General features: G+C 42.6%; 17 protein-coding genes and 2 tRNA genes. 8 read left to right on the forward strand and 11 right to left on the reverse strand.

Annotated features, from left to right (window positions below; all coding sequences use genetic code 11):
• Nucleotide 1: 1 nt before the first annotated feature.
• Nucleotides 2-1,930: a threonine--tRNA ligase gene (gene thrS / locus L5M37_RS03865; protein ID WP_028759936.1), complete on the reverse strand. Its 1,929-nt coding sequence runs from the start codon at nucleotides 1,928-1,930 to the stop codon at nucleotides 2-4.
• Between the two features lie 291 nt (nucleotides 1,931-2,221).
• On the opposite strand from thrS, the gene L5M37_RS03870 reads away from it, so the two are divergent.
• Together L5M37_RS03870 and L5M37_RS03875 are read left to right on the forward strand one after the other, a co-directional pair.
• Nucleotides 2,222-2,455, forward strand: a complete 234-nt coding sequence (locus L5M37_RS03870; RefSeq protein ID WP_263199453.1) for a hypothetical protein — start codon at nucleotides 2,222-2,224, stop codon at nucleotides 2,453-2,455.
• Nucleotides 2,456-2,695: 240 nt separating this feature from the next.
• Nucleotides 2,696-2,896, forward strand: a complete 201-nt coding sequence (locus L5M37_RS03875; RefSeq protein ID WP_028759934.1) for a CPXCG motif-containing cysteine-rich protein — start codon at nucleotides 2,696-2,698, stop codon at nucleotides 2,894-2,896.
• 34 nt (nucleotides 2,897-2,930) lie between these two features.
• Here L5M37_RS03875 and L5M37_RS03880 read toward each other — a convergent pair whose 3' ends face one another.
• Entirely contained in the window at nucleotides 2,931-3,554 is a 624-nt protein-coding gene (locus L5M37_RS03880) for a riboflavin synthase (protein ID WP_028759933.1), read from the reverse strand.
• Between the two features lie 33 nt (nucleotides 3,555-3,587).
• On the opposite strand from L5M37_RS03880, the gene L5M37_RS03885 reads away from it, so the two are divergent.
• The 4 genes from L5M37_RS03885 to L5M37_RS03900 all read left to right on the forward strand — a co-directional run bounded on the left by L5M37_RS03885 (nucleotide 3,588) and on the right by L5M37_RS03900 (nucleotide 6,068).
• The gene (locus tag L5M37_RS03885) at nucleotides 3,588-4,967 is read left to right on the forward strand and encodes an MATE family efflux transporter (RefSeq protein ID WP_263199455.1); all 1,380 of its coding nucleotides are present in this window, start codon (nucleotides 3,588-3,590) and stop codon (nucleotides 4,965-4,967) included.
• A 250-nt stretch (nucleotides 4,968-5,217) separates the two neighbouring features.
• Nucleotides 5,218-5,294: transfer RNA gene (locus L5M37_RS03890), tRNA-Val, on the forward strand.
• A 37-nt stretch (nucleotides 5,295-5,331) separates the two neighbouring features.
• Nucleotides 5,332-5,408 (forward strand) — tRNA-Val (locus L5M37_RS03895).
• A 357-nt stretch (nucleotides 5,409-5,765) separates the two neighbouring features.
• A complete protein-coding gene (locus L5M37_RS03900) occupies nucleotides 5,766-6,068 on the forward strand; it encodes an encapsulin-associated ferritin-like protein (protein ID WP_028759930.1) in 303 nt (100 codons plus the stop codon).
• Between the two features lie 411 nt (nucleotides 6,069-6,479).
• Here the strand turns inward: L5M37_RS03900 and L5M37_RS03905 are convergent, their stop codons facing one another.
• The 7 genes from L5M37_RS03905 to L5M37_RS03935 all read right to left on the reverse strand — a co-directional run bounded on the left by L5M37_RS03905 (nucleotide 6,480) and on the right by L5M37_RS03935 (nucleotide 13,769).
• Nucleotides 6,480-6,632, reverse strand: coding sequence for a DUF3309 family protein (locus tag L5M37_RS03905; RefSeq protein WP_311981184.1), 153 nt, complete (start codon nucleotides 6,630-6,632; stop codon nucleotides 6,480-6,482).
• A gap of 142 nt (nucleotides 6,633-6,774) precedes the next feature.
• A complete protein-coding gene (locus L5M37_RS03910) occupies nucleotides 6,775-6,960 on the reverse strand; it encodes a CsbD family protein (RefSeq protein ID WP_028759929.1) in 186 nt (61 codons plus the stop codon).
• A gap of 805 nt (nucleotides 6,961-7,765) precedes the next feature.
• Nucleotides 7,766-8,395, reverse strand: coding sequence for a DsbA family protein (locus L5M37_RS03915; RefSeq protein ID WP_263199457.1), 630 nt, complete (start codon nucleotides 8,393-8,395; stop codon nucleotides 7,766-7,768).
• 184 nt (nucleotides 8,396-8,579) lie between these two features.
• Entirely contained in the window at nucleotides 8,580-9,038 is a 459-nt protein-coding gene (locus L5M37_RS03920; RefSeq protein ID WP_263199458.1) for a hypothetical protein, read from the reverse strand.
• A gap of 642 nt (nucleotides 9,039-9,680) precedes the next feature.
• Complete coding sequence (locus L5M37_RS03925) at nucleotides 9,681-11,852, reverse strand: TonB-dependent siderophore receptor (RefSeq protein WP_263199460.1); 2,172 nt, start codon at nucleotides 11,850-11,852, stop codon at nucleotides 9,681-9,683.
• Nucleotides 11,853-12,123: 271 nt separating this feature from the next.
• Nucleotides 12,124-12,600: a hypothetical protein gene (locus L5M37_RS03930; protein WP_105252512.1), complete on the reverse strand. Its 477-nt coding sequence runs from the start codon at nucleotides 12,598-12,600 to the stop codon at nucleotides 12,124-12,126.
• Complete coding sequence (locus L5M37_RS03935) at nucleotides 12,600-13,769, reverse strand: PepSY-associated TM helix domain-containing protein (protein WP_263199462.1); 1,170 nt, start codon at nucleotides 13,767-13,769, stop codon at nucleotides 12,600-12,602. Before L5M37_RS03935 ends, L5M37_RS03930 begins: the two co-directional genes overlap by 1 nt.
• 128 nt (nucleotides 13,770-13,897) lie before the next feature.
• Between L5M37_RS03935 and L5M37_RS03940 the strand changes: the two genes are divergently transcribed.
• Entirely contained in the window at nucleotides 13,898-15,985 is a 2,088-nt protein-coding gene (locus L5M37_RS03940; protein ID WP_317630089.1) for a TonB-dependent siderophore receptor, read from the forward strand.
• A 175-nt stretch (nucleotides 15,986-16,160) separates the two neighbouring features.
• Nucleotides 16,161-17,123, forward strand: coding sequence for a hypothetical protein (locus L5M37_RS03945; protein ID WP_263199464.1), 963 nt, complete (start codon nucleotides 16,161-16,163; stop codon nucleotides 17,121-17,123).
• Nucleotides 17,124-17,251: 128 nt separating this feature from the next.
• Here L5M37_RS03945 and L5M37_RS03950 read toward each other — a convergent pair whose 3' ends face one another.
• Nucleotides 17,252-18,040, reverse strand: a complete 789-nt coding sequence (locus L5M37_RS03950) for a CLCA_X family protein (RefSeq protein ID WP_263199465.1) — start codon at nucleotides 18,038-18,040, stop codon at nucleotides 17,252-17,254.
• Between the two features lie 175 nt (nucleotides 18,041-18,215).
• Entirely contained in the window at nucleotides 18,216-19,250 is a 1,035-nt protein-coding gene (locus L5M37_RS03955) for a GGDEF domain-containing protein (RefSeq protein WP_263199467.1), read from the reverse strand.
• Between the last annotated feature and the right edge of the window lie 73 nt (nucleotides 19,251-19,323).

The raw sequence follows: 19,323 nt of genomic DNA on the forward strand, positions 1-19,323 counted from the left end.
CCTATTCCTCCAACAATTTGAGACTACGGAGCGAAATCTGTTGATGGATTTTAGTGGCGAAATCTTCAAGTCGCATCTTACCTAAATCGATACCATCACGGGTACGCACCGCTACTTCCTTATTTTCCATTTCTTGATCGCCAACGACCAACAAATAAGGGACACGCCTTAAGGTGTGCTCGCGTATTTTAAAGCCTATTTTCTCATTCCTCAAGTCAAAAGACGCTCGAATACCTTGTTCTTTGAAGAATTTTACGACTTCTTCAACATAATCAGCCTGTTTATCGGTGATATTCATCACGACAACTTGCATTGGGGCTAACCAAGTTGGGAAACGTCCTGCATATTCTTCTATCAAGATACCCAAGAATCGTTCCAAAGAGCCTAAAATAGCACGATGGATCATCACTGGGGTCTGACGGCTGTTATCTTCGGCAACGTAAGTTGCACCAAGACGGCTTGGCAACGCATAATCGAGCTGCACAGTACCACATTGCCACGCTCGGTCCAAACAATCGTGTAAAGTAAATTCGATTTTTGGTCCGTAGAATGCGCCTTCGCCTGGCAAAATAGTGAATTCAATATTATTGGCACGCAGAGCTTGCTTAAGTGCTTCTTCCGCTCTGTCCCACATCGCATCGTCACCGATACGTTTCTCTGGGCGAGTCGACAGTTTTACTACGATATTTTCAAAGCCGAAGGTAGCGTAAGTATCGTAAACCATCTGGATACAGGCACTCACTTCTTCTTGAACTTGGCTGTCAGTACAGAAAATATGGGCGTCATCTTGCGTAAAGCCACGTACACGCATTAATCCGTGTAACGAGCCTGAAGGTTCATTACGGTGACAGCAACCAAATTCAGCCATACGCAATGGCAGATCGCGGTAAGATTTCAACCCTTGGTTGAAGATCTGCACGTGGCCAGGGCAGTTCATTGGCTTGATGGCGTATTCGCGATTTTCGCTGCTGGTCGTGAACATGGCTTCTGAGTATTTATCCCAGTGACCAGAACGTTCCCACAACACGCGGTCCATCATTAATGGGCCTTTCACTTCTTGGTAAGTGTATTGGTTTAGCTTACGGCGAATGAATCTTTCTAATTCGAGGAAGATGCTCCAACCGTCGTTATGCCAAAACACCATACCCGGTGCTTCTTCTTGCATGTGATACAAGTCGAGCTGCTTACCGATTTTACGGTGGTCACGCTTAGCCGCTTCTTCAAGACGGGTTAAGTGTGTGCTAAGGGCTTTTTTGTCGGCCCAAGCAGTACCATAGATACGTTGCAACATCTTGTTTTCTGAGTTGCCACGCCAATAAGCGCCGGCAATGCTCATTAATTTAAAATGTTGGCAGAAACGCATGTTAGGTACGTGCGGTCCACGACACATGTCAGTGTATTCTTCGTGATGATACAGCGCAGGCGTCGCGTCTTTGCTGATGTTCTCATCCAGAATGGCAATCTTATAATCTTCACCGCGCGCAGCGAATGTATCACGGGCTTCTTGCCAGCTAACGACACGTTTTACTACGTCATAGTTGGTTTTTGCCAGTTGAAGCATGCGCTTTTCTAATGCGTCGATGTCATCTTGAGTCAACTTGTGCTCAAGGTCGATATCATAGTAGAAGCCATTATCGATAACAGGACCAATCGCCATCTTGGTTTCTGGCCACATTTGCTTAATCGCGTGACCTAATAAATGCGCGCAAGAATGGCGAAGAATTTCAACACCTTCTTCGTCTTTGGCGGTAATGATTGATAGCTCAGCATCGGTTTCAATGAGATCGCAAGCATCTTTTAATTCGCCATTAACGCGGCCAGCGATACAAGCTTTCGCTAAACCAGGGCCAATATCAGCGGCAACATCGAGGGTCGATACAGCATGGGCAAACTCGCGTTTGCTACCATCGGGAAGTGTAATTACAGGCATGAAATGTCCTTTCCAGTGGTGACCCACACGTAGGGCCACTTGGTTTTAGTTAATGTAAGAGAAATGCTCGCTAGGTTAAGACAGTACAGGAGTCTTAGCCGCCTTGCGTAGCAGGGCGTTTATTCTAAGGGATTGTAACTAAAAGGCGCAAGCATATTGACCAGAATTGGGATTGGAAACAAAAAGCAAATTCATGATTTTGCAGTGTCTTGGTAACTTCTTGGTCATCTAACTCCCCTATTCTAGCGCCAGTTTATTGGGCATCACTGAAAACATGACAAGGGAGTTGATATGTTGAACTGCATTCTACTGGCTGTAACACTCACGCACACAGCAACCGCTTTACCTGAGCCGCAGGTGAAAATCACAAGCAAATCTTTGATTGATACTAAAGTGTTACTCGTTGATATTAAAAGTGAACTTGAGCAACAGATGCAGCGTTTAACGCTGGATATTACCCAAGATGCCCGCGATGGCGTGTTACACAGCAATGAAATGGAGGGGTTAGTGACGGCAAAGGACTAGTTTTTAGAAGAGATAATGATCCAACAAGAAAATATTTAACCAGAAGGTCTATCATGCTGCGTTTTGAGACCGACTTCATCTAAGTCAGTGCACTGCACTCTGCTGTATACTCAAATAGGAAGCACATAAAGCGCACTCAGGTTTCGAAATCGTCAAAGCGCAGACAATATAAGCGTACGAAGTGTGAGATGCGTTGATTGAGCAGAGCGATTCGCTCTATTGGCGATAAGGAGTTGCACCATGAGAGTCATGAACAAAGTTATTGCTTGTCCCCACTGCGGGCACCATCAAGATATCAGTATCGATGCCAGCTGTGGAGACCAAGATTATTACGATGACTGCCGAATTTGTTGTAATCCGATTCACTTACGCTTACACATCGATGAATCGAGACGAACGGTTGAGCTGTATATCGATTCAGACGACGAGCAAATCTATTAAACGAGATTGCACTACACGCTGCGATGTCACTAAACTAACGTGCTTGTTCGTTAAAACGCCTGGCCAGCACGCGCTCGACTGTGTCGACGATAATTTGTGTTTGGCTGTCGATCTCAATATTGAGTTCATCACCCACTTTATACTGACTTAAATTGGTCAGTTTTAGGGTTTCAGGAATTAAGTGCAACTTAAAACCGGAGTCACTCACCTCGCCAACCGTTAAACTACAGCCATTAACGCCAACAAAACCTTTATAAAAAATGTAATCCATCCATTTAGGCTCAATGCCCAGTGTCAGATCATAATGCTGTTCTGTATGGCTAATATCGATGACTTTGGCCTTAGTATGGATATGTCCAGAGAGAATGTGCCCACCAATTTCACTACCAAAAGTTAACGAACGCTCAACATTAACGCTTTGACCTATAGACAAATTAGCCAGATTCGTCAGTCGCAAGGTCTCTTCCACTACGTCGAAAAATACCCTATCATCAACGACCTGAGTCACAGTAAGACATACCCCGTTATTTGCCACACTTGCACCAATCGCAAGTCCCTCATGCAAATCAGGTTCGAACGCTACCTCAAGGGTATTTAGGCCATCTTTCTTATGTATTGCAACCACCTCGCAGGTGGCTTGAACTATACCTGTAAACATTTTTTGCTCGCTTAATCGTTAAAGGCTGTATTTATGAATCATTCAGGCTATCAAGCCAAACGTTTAATCCAATTGGCGCTGCCGGTGCTAATAGCTCAGGTCACTCAGACCATGATGGGCTTTATTGATACCGTTATGGCGGGCCGTGTTAGCGCGGTTGATATGGCCGCTGTTGCGGTCGGCACTAGCCTTTGGTTACCCGCTATTCTGTTCGTCCAAGGTTTACTGATGGCTTTTACGCCTTTATTTGCCCACTACAATGGAGCGAATAATCAAAAAGCCATCCAACCTTTGGCCTTTCAAGGTGCCTATCTTGCCATCATTGGCGGCATTGGCGTGATGGTTTTCCTCGCATCTGCGCCCTTTGTGCTTAGCCACATGGATTTAGAACCCGAATTATACCGCTTAACCATAGGATATCTCGACGGTATTTTATGGGGCGCACCCGCATTTGTGCTTTATCAAGTGCTACGTGGCTGCAGTGAAGGTATATCCTATACCTTACCGACCATGGTCATTGGTTTTGTCGGTCTAACCGTAAATATCCCCGCTAACTATATTTTTATTTATGGACACTTTGGCGTACCGGCCATGGGCGGCGCAGGCTGTGGTATCGCCACTGCTCTCGTATTCTGGGCCATGCTAGTTGCCATGACCATTTACATGCAGTTACATAAAAAATTCGCGGCTTTAGCTCCCTTCAGTAAATTTCATCGTCCAGACTTTGAAACTATGAAGAAAATGACCAAACTCGGCATGCCGATAGCAATGGCGCTGTTTTTTGAAGTGAGTTTATTTGCCATCATAGCGCTGTTACTCGCGCCACTTGGCGCAACAGTGGTCGCAAGTCACCAGATTGCGCTCAACTTTTCTGCCATCGTATTTATGCTGCCGTTATCGATAGGTATCGCGGTATCGATTCGGATTGGTTATTACTTAGGCCGTGATCGCGCCGATATTTCCGCTGTGGTCACTAAAGTGGGCTTATGGCTGGCACTATCCCTTGCTCTAACGACAGCGGTCTTGACCGTATTATTTAGATTCCAAATTGCGAAACTTTATAATGGTGATCCTGAAGTGGTTGCCTTAGCCGGCAGCTTGATGTTGATGGCAGCCCTGTATCAATTATCTGATTCAGTTCAAGTGGTCGCAGCGGGTGCTCTTCGCGGTTATAAAGATACACGCAGCGCTTTTTATATCACGCTGTTTTCCTACTGGGGCATTGGTATGTCACTCGGTTATACCTTAGCTTATACGGACCATATCGTTCCCGCGATGGGCGCCCATGGATTCTGGGCAGGATTGATTGCTGGCTTGACCTCAGCAGCGCTGTTATTTTTCATTCGTCTGCGTTACATCCAAAAGCATGGCGTGCATTTAAGCCTTATTGAAGGTGACAGTGTTCACCATTGATTGCATTAATGGCGAGCGACAGTGCTCGCCTTTTGGTTTATCAGTTTGATTTCGATGCATTCTCTGAAGTAAAGCGAATAAGAAATTGCGGTTTTATCAGCGGCGTTGTTGAAACACTGGGCAAGTTGCACAGCAATTCACCATTTGACGACAAATTTGTTTTTTTTGCTTGCCAGCCCTGCGCTATGCCCCTAATATAGCGCTCGTTCCAAGGCGCAACGCTTTTGAATAGCTTGTTAAATTTTGCAATGCACCCGTAGCTCAGTTGGTTAGAGCACTACCTTGACATGGTAGGGGTCGGTGGTTCGAGTCCACTCGGGTGTACCACTCTCTTCAAAGAGTCTAAATTTGAAATTCAAACAGTGCACCCGTAGCTCAGTTGGTTAGAGCACTACCTTGACATGGTAGGGGTCGGTGGTTCGAGTCCACTCGGGTGTACCATTTCTTATTATGTATTTCATTAATCCCGCTCTGCTTATCAAGCTAAATACAATTAATCTACCTTTGTTTTTTTATTTAAAATTCATTCCCAAATATCTCAAAGTTCAAAATCCAAAGTAATATCCAGTGCTAAATCAAATATTCGCAGTGGTATTTCTGCGCCCTCTCCAATCCTTTTAAACGAGCTGCCTAAAAATTTTTGACTAAGTACGGCATCGAACAGACACTCGACGATTAAGGTCGCAGAATAATGCATTCAAAGTCTGTTCGTTGAAAATAGCGTTCAGACAATCATCTGCAATTATCATCACCGCTCAATAGTGAGCGATCCTATCTGCATTTAGCGAGGAAATCCCAATGTCGAATGAAGGTTATCATGAACCCATTACTGAACTCACCGATAAAACCAAGGACATGCACCGTGCACTTACATCACTGATGGAAGAGCTTGAAGCAATAGACTGGTATAACCAAAGAGTTGATGCGTGCAAAAATAATGAGTTGAGAGAGATACTTATACATAATCGAGACGAAGAAAAAGAACATGCTGCAATGCTACAAGAATGGATAAGGAGACAAGATCCGAGCTTTGATAAACAGCTAAAACATTACCTTTTTACAGATACACCTGTTGCTCACACACCTATTGTTCACAAATAAGTATTCAATCTGGCTGTTTGAGCAAGCCATTTTCGTGAGCAAACGCCTTTAGTCACTAAGCTGCCGTTCTTATAATACAAACCTCTGCATGTGTTATTGCACCATTTAGCTCATTTAATACTAGCGTGCAAACTGTATTACTACGGACTTAGTGACTTTCATTTTTAGCGTGAAGGACTTCACCTAATGCTACCTTAACGAAATATCTTGCGTGTAAACCATATCTCGCGTGTAAATCTTAGGCGTATAGAACCTTTCAATCTCAGTATAGCGAGCACTGCCGTACAAGAAAAACGAGCGATGTCAGCCATTTTTAAACGACTAAAAACATCACTCACTATTTTTAGCTACCTACGGCAATTAGAAATGATGACTCAATATTGAAGTCATACATCACTTAGGCTTTATCGCTCAAATTTTACCGAGTAGAAGGAATATAACGAGGATCAATACTACCAAACCTAATCCACCGCTCGGGCCGTACCCCCAGCTCTTACTGTGTGGCCAAGTCGGAGCCACACCGATCAGCATCAGAATCAAAACCACCAATAATATTGTTCCTATACTCATGAGAGTCTCCTAGACATTATGGATATAACTCGAACCAGAAATCTTTATCAATATGACTAAGATCCTTTTAAATACCCACATAAAGCTGCCAAACTTTATGCTTAAGGTGCTTACTTAATTGTAAAAGCCTCTGACATCAACTGTGTTTTTCGGCATCCTTAGCCGCTTCTTTTACATTACCAATTGCTTTTTGAGTTTTACCTTTTATCTGTTTCTGAACCCCTTTCATCTGCTGTTTCGGGTTGCCAACGATCTCACCAATTTTTTGCTGCACTTTGCCTGCAGCGTCTTTTATTGAACCTTCTATCTGGTCTTTGTTCATGGTCAATTTCCTTTTGTTGTTGATATAACATCTAAATAATAATAAGCGCTAACAATCAGCTATGAGCTATTGTTCATTTTTAGTAAATAGCTTTTAGCAAACATCTACATATTTTAAGTAAATATCTTAGTTGGTAAAATATCAGTAAAGCGACATAAAAATTAGACTAAAATTAATTCCGAGGTATTTTCATAAAATTGTGTGACTGGTTCTACATCAATCACGCCGCGTCAACTTAGGTATTAACGCTACAATATGACATTGGTTTGAACAGGAAAAAACTGTAGCAATCTTGAATTTTATCTTAAACATATTGTGGTGATCATTTTATTTACTGAAAATTTAGTATTAATCATGACTGAATTCCATTATTTAATTACCTAGTGATTTTTCAGCTAAAGTGACATCCTAATGATGAGCCGCAACATCAAGATAAATAACATAAAATATTTTATTAAGACAAAGATTACCCATTAAAGGCATATCAATCTAAACTCTGTATCCAATTTATAATTTATCTAAAAGTGTGTCTGTGCGATAGCGTACACATTATAAATATTTTAATCCGCAATTTAACTTAAAACACAATGAAACATCAGCTGATACCTAATGTAGCTACATTTTGGCATATCATAGATGCCATTAAACATATGAATATTCAGTGAATAAGCTCAGAAGTAACTAAGAGGTATAACTCTAAAACGTTAAAATGATCTAGAGGTGTTTATAGCATCTTGTAGAGCTTAGAAAACCACAGCTGGTAGTCTAAGGTTGTTTAGCACCAATTAGCCTCGACTGCTGATTTTTACAATAATGCTTCTATATTCGCAAGAAGAACACGATAACCTACGTTACCATAAAATATTTGTCTACCTTCGTCGATAATATAACTTGGACTGCCTTGTAGATTTTGTTGTGCTGACTTTTGGTAGTTGCTCATTAATGCGGCTATAGCAGAACCATCATGAACGCTTGAGGTGATTTTTTTCTGTTCCAGCCCATAGAAATCAACCAGTTCATAAAGTATTTCAAGCTTACCAATATCCAATGCGTCGATAAAAAATGCACTCCGAAATTTCAATGCCATATTGATACTGGTGTTTTTGTCATAGATAAGTTCAATGGCTTTAAGCACTAAATGAGCATTGGCTGACGTTGTCGGTCTGACTTCTGTCCATATTTTTGAGTTCGTGGGAACGTCATCACGGATAGATGCAGATTTATGTACATGCTCTGCAAAACCATTATATTGACCTTTCTGTTTCCATTGCGTCTCAATTTTTGTTTGAACATCACCAAATACATCGAGATAATGATATTTAAAATGAATTTTATTTTCTAACTTTTGATTTAACTCCTCAATACGTTGTTGTGCAACCCAAGCCCACACACAAAGAATATCAGAATAGTAATCAATGTTCAGGGGTTGATTCATGTTAATCCTTAATAATGTGGCAGTTTAAGTCATACACTCTAGTTTCAAGGCTAATCAATAATTATTGTGATGGCAGATCTACTTGTTACCCACATGAAGTCAAGATTTCAATATCTGAACTACAGAATAAATACCGAAGCTACACCGAGCAATAGGTACAAGGATATGATTTTTAGCAGACATACTAGAAGTCATCGATTTGTTTCATATTACGTGCCAGCAATCGCTTTTCAGCTTCTTCAAGGGACAGTATATTGCTAAGAAATTCAGTTACGGAAGGTGCAGAACTGCAATTTTGTAGATATTCAAACAGCCCTACAATATTTTTATGATACTCAAGTGTGGCCATCGCTATTTCATCCGTATCCATCCTCTTAAACGGATGTTCACCTATAGTGTTAAAAGGAATAGCGGTTTTTTCATAATAATGCCGACAATAAGTGTTAAGTGCATTGCTATTGCCATTATCTTCGAACTGTCTGATAACCAGTGCTATTTTTTGCTCGTGGGCTGAAATATACTCCAACAGTAATCCGCTTCTTTCGCTATCATTTGTAAGTGCGCAATGTGCCGCAAATGCATGCAGCTGTTGGTGTATATTTCTAGTCCATTGCATAACATCATAAAGCGTTTCTATTTGCATATTATTCTCCTTAAAACGGGAGTCCTTGGTCTTTACTGTGAAAAATGAATCACCTTTCTATGCATTGATGAAAATAAACTTACTAAACAAGCCCATATTTACAATGGCATTATTTCTCATTAAAAAAGCAGTTTTGAAATGATTATTGACTAAATAGTCAAACGCTGATGTCTATTGTTGATGATATGAATTATTGACAGTCTGTCATCAACATAAAATACTTTATCAGTCCAATAACGGCTTAATCTATGTAACATCTGGTCTTTCGCTTAAAAAGCTGGCGATAAACCACAACCTTGTAATAAGGCTAATGGCATGAGTATACCTATATTTTTCTATTGTCTCTGTTCGTTGCCGCACTGATTGTTGACAATACAATGCGCACAAGAAAGAGGGAAAACTACCAATACAATATGTTGCACTTCCATAACTAGATTGAAGGGCATCATCTTCCCGCTTTCAGTTAATAACAGTATTAGATTTGGGAACGAACCATAGGTGAGCTAGCCCAATATTTACCGATATTAGTACTGAGCCGTTAATACGCACGAAACAAGCCATCAAAATATTGGGAATAACAATAATAGAAGATAAAAAAGGAGTAGCCGATAAATCGGCTACTCCTTTTATTTAGCGAAAAATTTAAAAGCGGTAATTAAAGCTCAGGGTCACATTACGTGGGGTTCCGTAATGATACACGCTATATGCTTCGGACATTGAGGCAGAGGCAGACATATAAGCATAGTATTTTTCGTCTAATAGGTTCTCTACGTTAAGTTGCAGATCCATGTTGTCAGTGAGGTTATAACGAGCCATCAGGTTGACTAAAAAGTAAGTATCCTGATCGATTTTTACTGTCCCCCCTTCAGAGTAACTATCACTCTGCCAGTTAATACCACCACCCACGGTCAACTCAGACAGGTAATCGACAAACTGATAAGTTGTGAATAGTTTAAACTGTTTGCGAGGGCTAGTAGTCGCCACTTTTTTCCCGTCAGCATCTTCCGCTGTAAACTGCGAATAGCCAGCCGTGATATTCCACCCATCGATAAACTCCCCCACCACTTCTAACTCAAAGCCTGTACTCTCAGTACCTTGAGCAGCTTTGTAATAAGTGGTTGGAGTACCGTCAACAATGATAGTCCCAGCGGCTGTTGCCAGATTATCCTGTTCAATCTTAAACAGTGCTACAGTGGTGTGTAGACGGTCGTCCAGATAAGCGCTTTTTAAACCGATTTCATAGGCTTTACCTTCGAGTGGCTCTAAATAATCACCGTTAATATTCTTACTGTTCTGCGGATTAAATATTTCGGTATAACTAGCGTAAACACGATGCTCTTCGTTTATGTCATACAAGGCGCCAACATAAGGAACGAACACGCCATCATCACCAAAGTTGGTATCAGTACCATAGCTGACCCCTTCGCGGTTCCAACTAGAAATACGGCCACCTGCAATCACTTTTAAATCATCGGTAATTGTTAGCCGAGTTGCTGCGTAGAAACCTTTCTGCTCGGTATCCATATTTAACTGACGATTGGCGTTTGTTGACCATTCAGGCTCTTCAAAGGCGTTGCTTTGCCAATCATAAAAGTTTTCAACTGCCTTTGAGTCCCAGCCCGTCATATTCTCACGGATGGGTTCATAAGTATCAGCATAGGATTTCTGTTTGCTGTATAAGGCACCAGTCACAAATTGATGCTCACGGTTAAAGAGTTGGTAATCGCCTTTCAACTGAAAATCGAAATTATCAGAGTTACTTTCACCATGGCTGTGATAACGCTGACCGCTCAAACCTGCACCGGTTTCTTTATTCAGCAAGCCAGACATATAGATCATTTTGGTGGTGGTTTCATATTCCATGCGATTATAGTTCGCCACCAACTGCCAACCATTGCTGAAATAATGGTTCAAGTTAGCAAAATAGTTGATGTTAGTCGTTTCCCAACGGCTCCAATCTGCCGCTGTTGTAGTAGAAACATCCCAATCAGTAGCCGAACCATCGCTGAATACTGCTGGTAACGCACCCCACATCGCTCCTTTGGGGTTGTTGTTATTGTAACTACCGCCGACGCGCAGCATAGTGTTGTCAGTAATGTCTGAATCAATTACGCCGTAAAGAATGGACTTACGGTCTTGATAAAGATCCTGATAAGAATCGCTATTGACATATTTAGCGACCATGCGACCGCGCACACTGCCACTGTCGTTGAGGCCATTAGAAACATCTGCGGTAACTTGTTTTTTATCCCAGCTACCCGTAGCAACATCAACATAGCCCTTAAGTTCGTCACTGTCGGCATGTTTGCGCACTAGGTTGATTGAAGCAGAAGGATCCCCTGCTCCCGTTAGTAAGCCTGTTGCACCACGCACCACCTCTACACGCTCGTACAGAGAGATATCTGACACAGTCTCACCTGCATCGCCCCCCAAACTCCAAGATAAAGGTACGCCATCGATCTGGTAATTCTGAACCGCAAAACCACGGGCCATAAAGCCATTTCGAACGTTATCTGTTTTAGATGAAGACAAACCTACTGTGTTATTAACCACATCAACAACGGTATTGAGTGCCTGATCCTGGATCCGTTCAGCGGTCAAGATGCTCACTGACTGTGGCGTTTCCTGCAGTGACAGCCCTAAACCTGTGGCGGTATCAATAGTTCGACTCACAGTGTACTTGCCCATCACTGTGATTTTTTCAATATTTTGATCATTTGCATCTGCAACAGAAGACAGCTCTGCAGCCAAGACTGACAAAGGGTTTAATGCCAAAGTAATGGCAGACGCGAGAGGTAGTAGATAAAAGCGCATAGTAATTTAGGGAGTTTATTTAGGATGAACATACGGTAACACTATTGCGAATCACTTTCATTTGTATTTTGGTGATGTATATAACAAATTCATCATTTATTAATGAGGAATAAACGTCCCCGTTGTGTTTATGCCTTCAAAAGTGAGCGTTTACGGTGAAAAAGGTTATTCTTTACCCGTATTCGGTTAATCATTCTTAATCTACGCCACTAAAAGCGACCCTGAGATTATTACTCCATAGGATCGCCATTAGTGTTTAGTTTTTATCTCATCAGTGTGTCTGTACTATTAGCTCGGCAGGCAGAGGCCACTTTGCCACTTGCCACTCACCTTGCCAATTCTCAATCGATATCCACAGACTATCGGCGGAGGTTAGCGTCTTAGTTGCGATGGCGTGTACGTGTTGGCCATGCTTATTACCGTGTAAAATACCATTCTCGCTGCGCTGTAAATCTGCTATTGGCAAAGCCTGCGTTCCAATATTGGCATAGCCTTGGCGTATATTGCCTACCTCACCTTTTTCAAAAACCAACATAAAATCTTTCACATAGTCATCATGATGCACATAGGGTGCTTTTAGATCTAAGGGTAAAGGGGCTATTTTAAATTCACCTAACTCTTGAGCCTGCCAGGCCGGTGGAAATGTAGGTGTTAGCGACTGATACAAAAACAATAGGGGGAGCAATAGAATAAACCCACTCAGTTTATATTTATTTTTTTGCCAAAAAGTTGAATGAATGAAAGCCATTAACGTACCTCCTCTAACCTATCTGCCACAGTACTGGGGGATTCCATTTTTTTAATTGCACGCACATTACGCAGTCCCCACATCATAAATCCCGTGATTGACATACCCGATAGGATCACCCCAAAAATAAACCAAATGATTTTTGTCCAGATACCACCGAAGGTACCGTAATGCAAAGGATCTGCGATATGCATTAGCGTTTGTATTCCTGTCATCGTCTCGGGTGATGCCGTTTTTGCAATCTCCCCCGTCCAAGGGTTAATGCTGAGGTTGTAAGAATACTGATCGTAAAAAATGTGATCGCCGCTACCACTCAGATGATACATGTCACGATTATGCTCTGGTTTCATCACATAGCTTGGTTGAAAGTCTGGAAAGTGCGTTTGCGCTAATGTTAAGGCTTGTGCAAATGACACGCTTGGATCAACGGGATTCACATCACCCTTTTGGATAAAGGGCAATTGCTCAGCAGCAACCAATGGCGCATGTGGCTCGATATCAATATCTGCATGCCAAAAAATGGCTTGGACTAAATACCATAATCCGGTAACGGCCATAATCGCGATAAACCAAATAGACCACACACCAGACAATTTATGCAAATCGGCCAATAGTGTCTTTTTACCTTGACTCACTCGCAATTTCGGAGCAAAAAAACTTCGCCAAAAACGTTTATAAACAATGAGTCCCGTCACTAAAGACGCGAGCATAAACAGCGCCATCGAACAGACAAGGTAATAGCCCAAGCTGTAACCGCTTTGCCAAGGAAATAATAACCAAGCATGCAAAGATCTGATAAAGCCGGCAAATGTCATGCCTTCATTAATCTGTTGGATCTCACCTGTGTATTGATTGACATAGGCCATGGCATAGGGTTTATCCGCGTCACTGAACATGATCACATTGACCATATAAGGTTCTAGGGTCATAGCGCCAGAGACTGCCGCACTTGGGTAGGCTTCCTCAACAATCGTCATCAATTCACTAACCGGTTTTACGGGTAAATCATTAGGGTTCAACGCCCTCGATGCAGGATTCGTTAACCAAGTGATCTCATGACTCAGTACCGCAATCGTCCCCGTCAAGCAGATAAAACAAAATAACAACCAAATTGGGAGCGACACCCAACCATGCAACATAAACCAGAATCGGTTACTGATCTTCGCCATTTGTGACTTTCCTAACACTTATCGTATTTCGCGAGTGTAAAGGTAATGCAAATTGTTATCAATACGATGTACTGGGAATTGTTTTCAATTAGAATGCCGGTCACAAAATACTATGATGGGGAATCATGATGGATAAAACCTTGTTAGCAGCGCTCATTTCGAGCCTATTGTTAGCGCCGAGTTCCTACGCCGACGAAACTCAATCAGACGCAGACGCCAATATCGAAGTGATCAGTATTAAAGGTAGTCGTTTAGATAAAGCTGCTACAGCAACAGGCTTACCTTTAACACTGAGAGAAACACCGCAGTCAGTGACGATTATAGATCAAGAATTTATTCAGAGTTTTTCTCTTAACAATGTTGCTGACTTAATGTTTTTAACACCGGGTATTTCTGCACAGAAAGCAGAAACTAACCGCTACTTTTTCAGCGCCCGTGGTAATCCAATCACTAACTTCCAATTTGATGGTGTGCCTGTTAACTATTCTAGTTTCTTCAATGATGCTTCGACCGATACGGTTATCTTCGATCGAGTAGAAGTGGTTCGTGGTGCAACAGGATTATTAACGGGTGCAGGAGAACCCTCGGCCGCCATCAACCTCATTCGTAAACGTCCAAAATCTTCACCAGGGGGTTACCTCAGTGCAAAAGTAGGTTCATGGGACAGTTATCGTGTAGAAGGTGATAGTTCAGTTGACATAACAGAAGATGCCGATGTCCAAGCACGTTTTGCCGCCGCCTATGAAAAATCAGATAGTTTTACCGATCTAGCCGAAGATGAAAATCTGCAAATTTATGGCGTCGTTACTGCAAGATTAAGTGATAGCACATTATTCACTTTGGGCGCGGACTATAGTGACCGCGATCCTAAAGGCTCCACTTGGGGAGCGCTGCCACTGTTTTATGCCGACGGCAGTTTAGCGAGTGACCTTCCCCGTTCGACGACCACTGCAGCATCTTGGTCTAGTTGGAAACGCCATGGTGCGAACGTTTTTTCTACTTTAGAACACAACTTTGATAATAACTGGGAACTCAAACTCGACATAGAACATCGTGAGGATAAGATGGATGGGCACTTGCTATATTTATATGGCTCCCCAGATAAAATCACAGGTTTGGGGATGAGTGCATTGCCTATGATTTACCAATCAACCCGTAAGCAAGATGCGGCGCGAATATTTGCTTCAGGGCCATTCGAACTATTGGGTCGAGAACATAAACTAACAACCGGGCTACTCTATTCAAAACAAGATATTAGCGCCGACTCTTACTACACCACAGATGTTTTAAGCGTAGGCAATTTCTTTGAGTGGGATGGCTCGATTGCAGAGCCAAATTATCCATCGATTCCCACCAATGAAGAGACTGAAGAGATCCAAAAAGGTGCCTATATTGCTACCCAACTCAATTTGCACGATCAGGTCACACTGCTGTTAGGAAGCCGTATCAGCCAATATAAAGTCGATCCAGGTTATGAGCACAATGATGTCATTACGCCGTATGCGGGATTGATTTACGATATCAGTGACAGTGTGTCGATTTATACCAGTTACACTGAGATTTTTCAGCCTCAAGATGCCAAAGATGCTAATAACAAACGCTTAGACCCGACAACTGGCAATAATATTGAACTTGGCAGTAAAGCCGATTTTTTCGACGAAAAACTCACCGCCAGTGTTGCAGTGTTTAAAGTTCAAAAGGAAAATGTGGCGGAAAAAGATCCTAACATTAAAGACCCACTTCCTGATGGTAGCTTTCCAATGCGCGCTGTGGATGGCACCAGTAACCGTGGTTTTGAAATGGAACTAACGGGTAGACCCACAGAGGATTGGGATCTGTACTTCAGTTACACCTACAGTGAATCTGAAAAAGCCGATGGTTCGGCCTTTGGCACACATTTGCCTAAAAACTTAGTACGCTTATCTTCGCTCTATCACTTTGATGGCGCTCTAGAAGATCTCACATTAGGTGGCAACTTAAGCTGGCAGAGCAAGATTTATGTAGAAAACGCGGGGCCTAACGGCGAAAGCTCTGAACAAGCCAGTTATTTCCTTACCAATCTTATGGCAAGTTATCAACTCACTGATGATGCGATTGTTCGTTTGAATATTCGAAACTTGTTTGATGAAAAGTACTACTCTAGTATCGATTTCTACAATCAAGGTTTTTTCGGCGAACCGCGAAATGTCGAACTTAGCCTGAGCTATAATTTTTAGTCTAATTGTTAATCGCCAATACCGCGCATCACTTTTATGCGCGGTATACCTAAAGCTAAACTATCCTGCGTTAAAACAGCATCAGGTAAACTTCAATGGATTAACCCTTTGGGCTCAGGGGGATAATCCATTACAATGAAGTCCATTTTGAGTTCGTAAAACAGATGTTCCGCCTATGCCTAAGTCTCACACCCACATGCATCAACATTTGCAGATGCCACATGCTAAATTAGATCTGCAAGCTCTAGCGGGCACCCTTGCCTTTGAGCAAGTGACCATTATTGGTAATGCTTCTGGCGATTGGCAACCTGCGACCACAGGTACGACATTTATTTTTAACGGTACTCAATGGGCTGAAAACAGCAATGCAAATAATCAGATAGTAAATATCGCCAACGGTGGTTTTGCTGAATCAAAATATGCTTTTGTAGTACAAGGTCATCCACAAAGTGGTCTGCTTACCCAAGCCTTGACACAAGTTGCGATTGAATTAACGCCTCAGCTTGGTTGCTGGCCTTCATCTGGCTTAACCACAATAGTATTGATGCAGCAATTGTCTCAGCATGTGCAAGTGCAGCGGATGTCGCTGTTTCCGAGTTTATCAAGACCAAGTGATTTACCGCTTGAAGACCACTTACCTTGCATGGTGCATAATTGGTTAGGCGAACGACGGATTGCCCAGGCTTTGGTACCATCGCTCGACTGGCCTGAATTTAGCTTAGCGTCCGTATTTTTACCTCGCCTATCCGCAATAAACCAAATGCAACCATGCCAAGTCGCACCTAGGATAAACGCAGATAATCCCTTTGATTTGCTTGAGCGTTTACAGGAGTCGAATTCATTAATCGCAGATGCACTAAATCCAGCCACGCGGCAGATGCAACTTGAATGGCTAATCACACTGGCGCATACCCCCATCAACATTTGGCAGCAATTTGCTCATCCTAGCCAGCTCATCAATACTGAAGCTTTATTTTTCAACCACATGCCAGAATCAAAACCCAGCAATTGGTATTTAATGGATACTCAGGCATCTCAATATCTTGATGCGATTCGCCATAGTTTGGCCTATTGTTGGCAAACGTTGTCGACTAAGCACGCGAGCTTGATTGGCAACGAGCTTTCAAACGGCTCGTGACCTTCCCCTGTCCACTGCCATTCGCATTCAAAACACCTAAGGCGAATGTCGTTTTACATTTTGCCTTGCCCTCTAGCGACGCTAAATTAACCTCTGTTCAAATGCATGACTCAAAACGTCAACACACCCTAGTTAAGGGGATTTTTACCCAATGCGATCCCCAGCGGTTCAAAGTAATTGATCAGTGCCTGAAAAATCACTTGTCTGTGGGCCTCATCGGGATAAGCCCCCTCCTTTGCCATCGCTGAAAAACGGGTTCCCGACACTAAATACGGATTCGAAATATCAGTATAGGATTCAATACAGGCTTCAAATGCTCGCGCCATCATCTCCGTTGGCCGAGAGAAGTACTGCATCCCATGTTTTTTATCTAATGCAATCGCTCGGCGAACATAATCATGGGGCTCATCACCCTGTCCACTCAACAATGTCACTTTGAAGATCTCAGATAATCGAGCATTTAATGGATGCTCTATGATGGGCAGATCGGATAGCCAAAGATCGCTCGCACACTGAAACCGCTTATTAGTAGGTTTGAATGATTTAGCGGCAATATAATGGTCAAACGCATGCCAAAACTCATGGGCTAAAGCACCTGCACCTGCATTTTTAGCCAATGCCAACTCTCGGGTCGCGGGTGCATAATGGGCCTGAACGCCCTTTTGACCGCCATGACCAAAGGCCAGGCTGACGGTTTCCCGCAGCCCTAAAGTCAAAGGTGGCAATTTTAATATAAAGGCCAGATCGGCGAGCGAATCAAACACTAAATCCGCAGCAATGCGCGATTCATCCCGCGTCACCCAGCGGCCAACACGGACATGGCTAAAACCAAAGGTTTGTTTAATATCAAGAAAAGTGATTTGTTCTCCAAATCGATAATCGGGTCCATGGCGGTTATATTGCTGATTAATTAACACGACTTACCTTGAACCCTATGGCAGTGAGAGACAAATTAAGCTGGCTATTTTAGGTGAAAATGCACAGGAACAAAACGCTGTATTGAGTGCAATATCAAGTTAAGAATAGGAGCCAAGCAGCGCTTACTCTTGGTTTGTTATCGCGATGCTTAGATTTCGTCAACCATTGGGTTAGCTAAGCTTTAGCCGTTAATATCACATCATCCCAAACCACGACACGATTTCGCCCCGTCGTTTTAGCGTGATACAAGGCTTTATCGGCCTCGGCCACCAGCTTTTCAGCATCTGAACGGCACTGACTCCCGATTTCAATCGGTGAAGGCACAGACTGAAGCGCTAAAATACCGCTGTTTTCTTCGATGGCATGATGAGTAATTATAGGTGTTAACGCACTCACTCCTGCCGAAAATTGATAGTGAAAATCGGCGACTATCGCTGAAATATCTTCATTCGCAAGCGCTAACATCATACGCGTCACAATTTTCTGCGCGACATCGACCGACGTTTCTGGCAGTAATAGCGCAAATTCCTCACCGCCGAAGCGACCAAAGATATCGTATGGGCGCGTGCGAGCACTGATAAATTGGGTAAAATGCTGCAGTATCTTGTCACCCACTTGATGTCCATAGCGATCATTAACGAGTTTAAAATAATCGATATCCATCATGACAAGGCACAAAGGTAACTGTAGACGACTCAAGCGTTTGATTTCATGCTCTAACTGCTGGAAAAAATGCCGTCGATTGGCAATACCGGTTAATTCATCGGTGAGTGCGAGTCGATTCAACTCAGTCTGCGCATTCCTTAGGGCAAATTCGACCTGTTTTAACTGGGTAATATCGGTGCAAACAATGACCATATCGCCATTGTGATAAACCTGCTCAGAAAGTTGCAACCAGCTACCGTCGACCAGATCCACTTCAAAACGTCGAAAAGCTGATTTACGTTGATTCGCATGAATAAGTTCAAGCCATTCCTCTATGGTTTCATGATCAATTTTAGGCCCTTGCTTATGGGTAAAGGCAAAGTGCATCATGTCGTCAAAATGCCGGCCAGCCATGTCTTGAGCAACAAAACCAAACATTTTCGCAAAGGTATGGTTATAAAAGATAAAATGATTGTGCTTGTCCAAAACAGCGAGGCCATTCTCGCTTAGCCGTAAGGCTTCGGTTAAAAAGGGGTAAACAGACTCAAGAGATTCTTTTTCCATCGATTATTCCTAGCAATGACGCTTTTAGAGAAGATCTCCGACATGTTTAGATTAGCAGCGTTCTACACTAATC

Source organism: Shewanella sp. SM69, from assembly GCF_025653985.1.
In the GTDB taxonomy this organism is placed as follows: Bacteria; Pseudomonadota; Gammaproteobacteria; order Enterobacterales; family Shewanellaceae; genus Shewanella; species Shewanella oncorhynchi.

Coding starts and splice junctions, on each gene's coding strand:
- thrS (WP_028759936.1), bottom strand. CDS start 1,930: ATGCCTGTAATTACACTTCCCGATGGTAGCAAACGCGAGTTTGCCCAT.
- L5M37_RS03870 (WP_263199453.1), top strand. CDS start 2,222: ATGTTGAACTGCATTCTACTGGCTGTAACACTCACGCACACAGCAACC.
- L5M37_RS03875 (WP_028759934.1), top strand. CDS start 2,696: ATGAGAGTCATGAACAAAGTTATTGCTTGTCCCCACTGCGGGCACCAT.
- L5M37_RS03880 (WP_028759933.1), bottom strand. CDS start 3,554: ATGTTTACAGGTATAGTTCAAGCCACCTGCGAGGTGGTTGCAATACAT.
- L5M37_RS03885 (WP_263199455.1), top strand. CDS start 3,588: ATGAATCATTCAGGCTATCAAGCCAAACGTTTAATCCAATTGGCGCTG.
- L5M37_RS03900 (WP_028759930.1), top strand. CDS start 5,766: ATGTCGAATGAAGGTTATCATGAACCCATTACTGAACTCACCGATAAA.
- L5M37_RS03910 (WP_028759929.1), bottom strand. CDS start 6,960: ATGAACAAAGACCAGATAGAAGGTTCAATAAAAGACGCTGCAGGCAAA.
- L5M37_RS03915 (WP_263199457.1), bottom strand. CDS start 8,395: ATGAATCAACCCCTGAACATTGATTACTATTCTGATATTCTTTGTGTG.
- L5M37_RS03920 (WP_263199458.1), bottom strand. CDS start 9,038: ATGCAAATAGAAACGCTTTATGATGTTATGCAATGGACTAGAAATATA.
- L5M37_RS03925 (WP_263199460.1), bottom strand. CDS start 11,852: ATGCGCTTTTATCTACTACCTCTCGCGTCTGCCATTACTTTGGCATTA.
- L5M37_RS03930 (WP_105252512.1), bottom strand. CDS start 12,600: ATGGCTTTCATTCATTCAACTTTTTGGCAAAAAAATAAATATAAACTG.
- L5M37_RS03935 (WP_263199462.1), bottom strand. CDS start 13,769: ATGGCGAAGATCAGTAACCGATTCTGGTTTATGTTGCATGGTTGGGTG.
- L5M37_RS03940 (WP_317630089.1), top strand. CDS start 13,898: ATGGATAAAACCTTGTTAGCAGCGCTCATTTCGAGCCTATTGTTAGCG.
- L5M37_RS03945 (WP_263199464.1), top strand. CDS start 16,161: ATGCCTAAGTCTCACACCCACATGCATCAACATTTGCAGATGCCACAT.
- L5M37_RS03955 (WP_263199467.1), bottom strand. CDS start 19,250: ATGGAAAAAGAATCTCTTGAGTCTGTTTACCCCTTTTTAACCGAAGCC.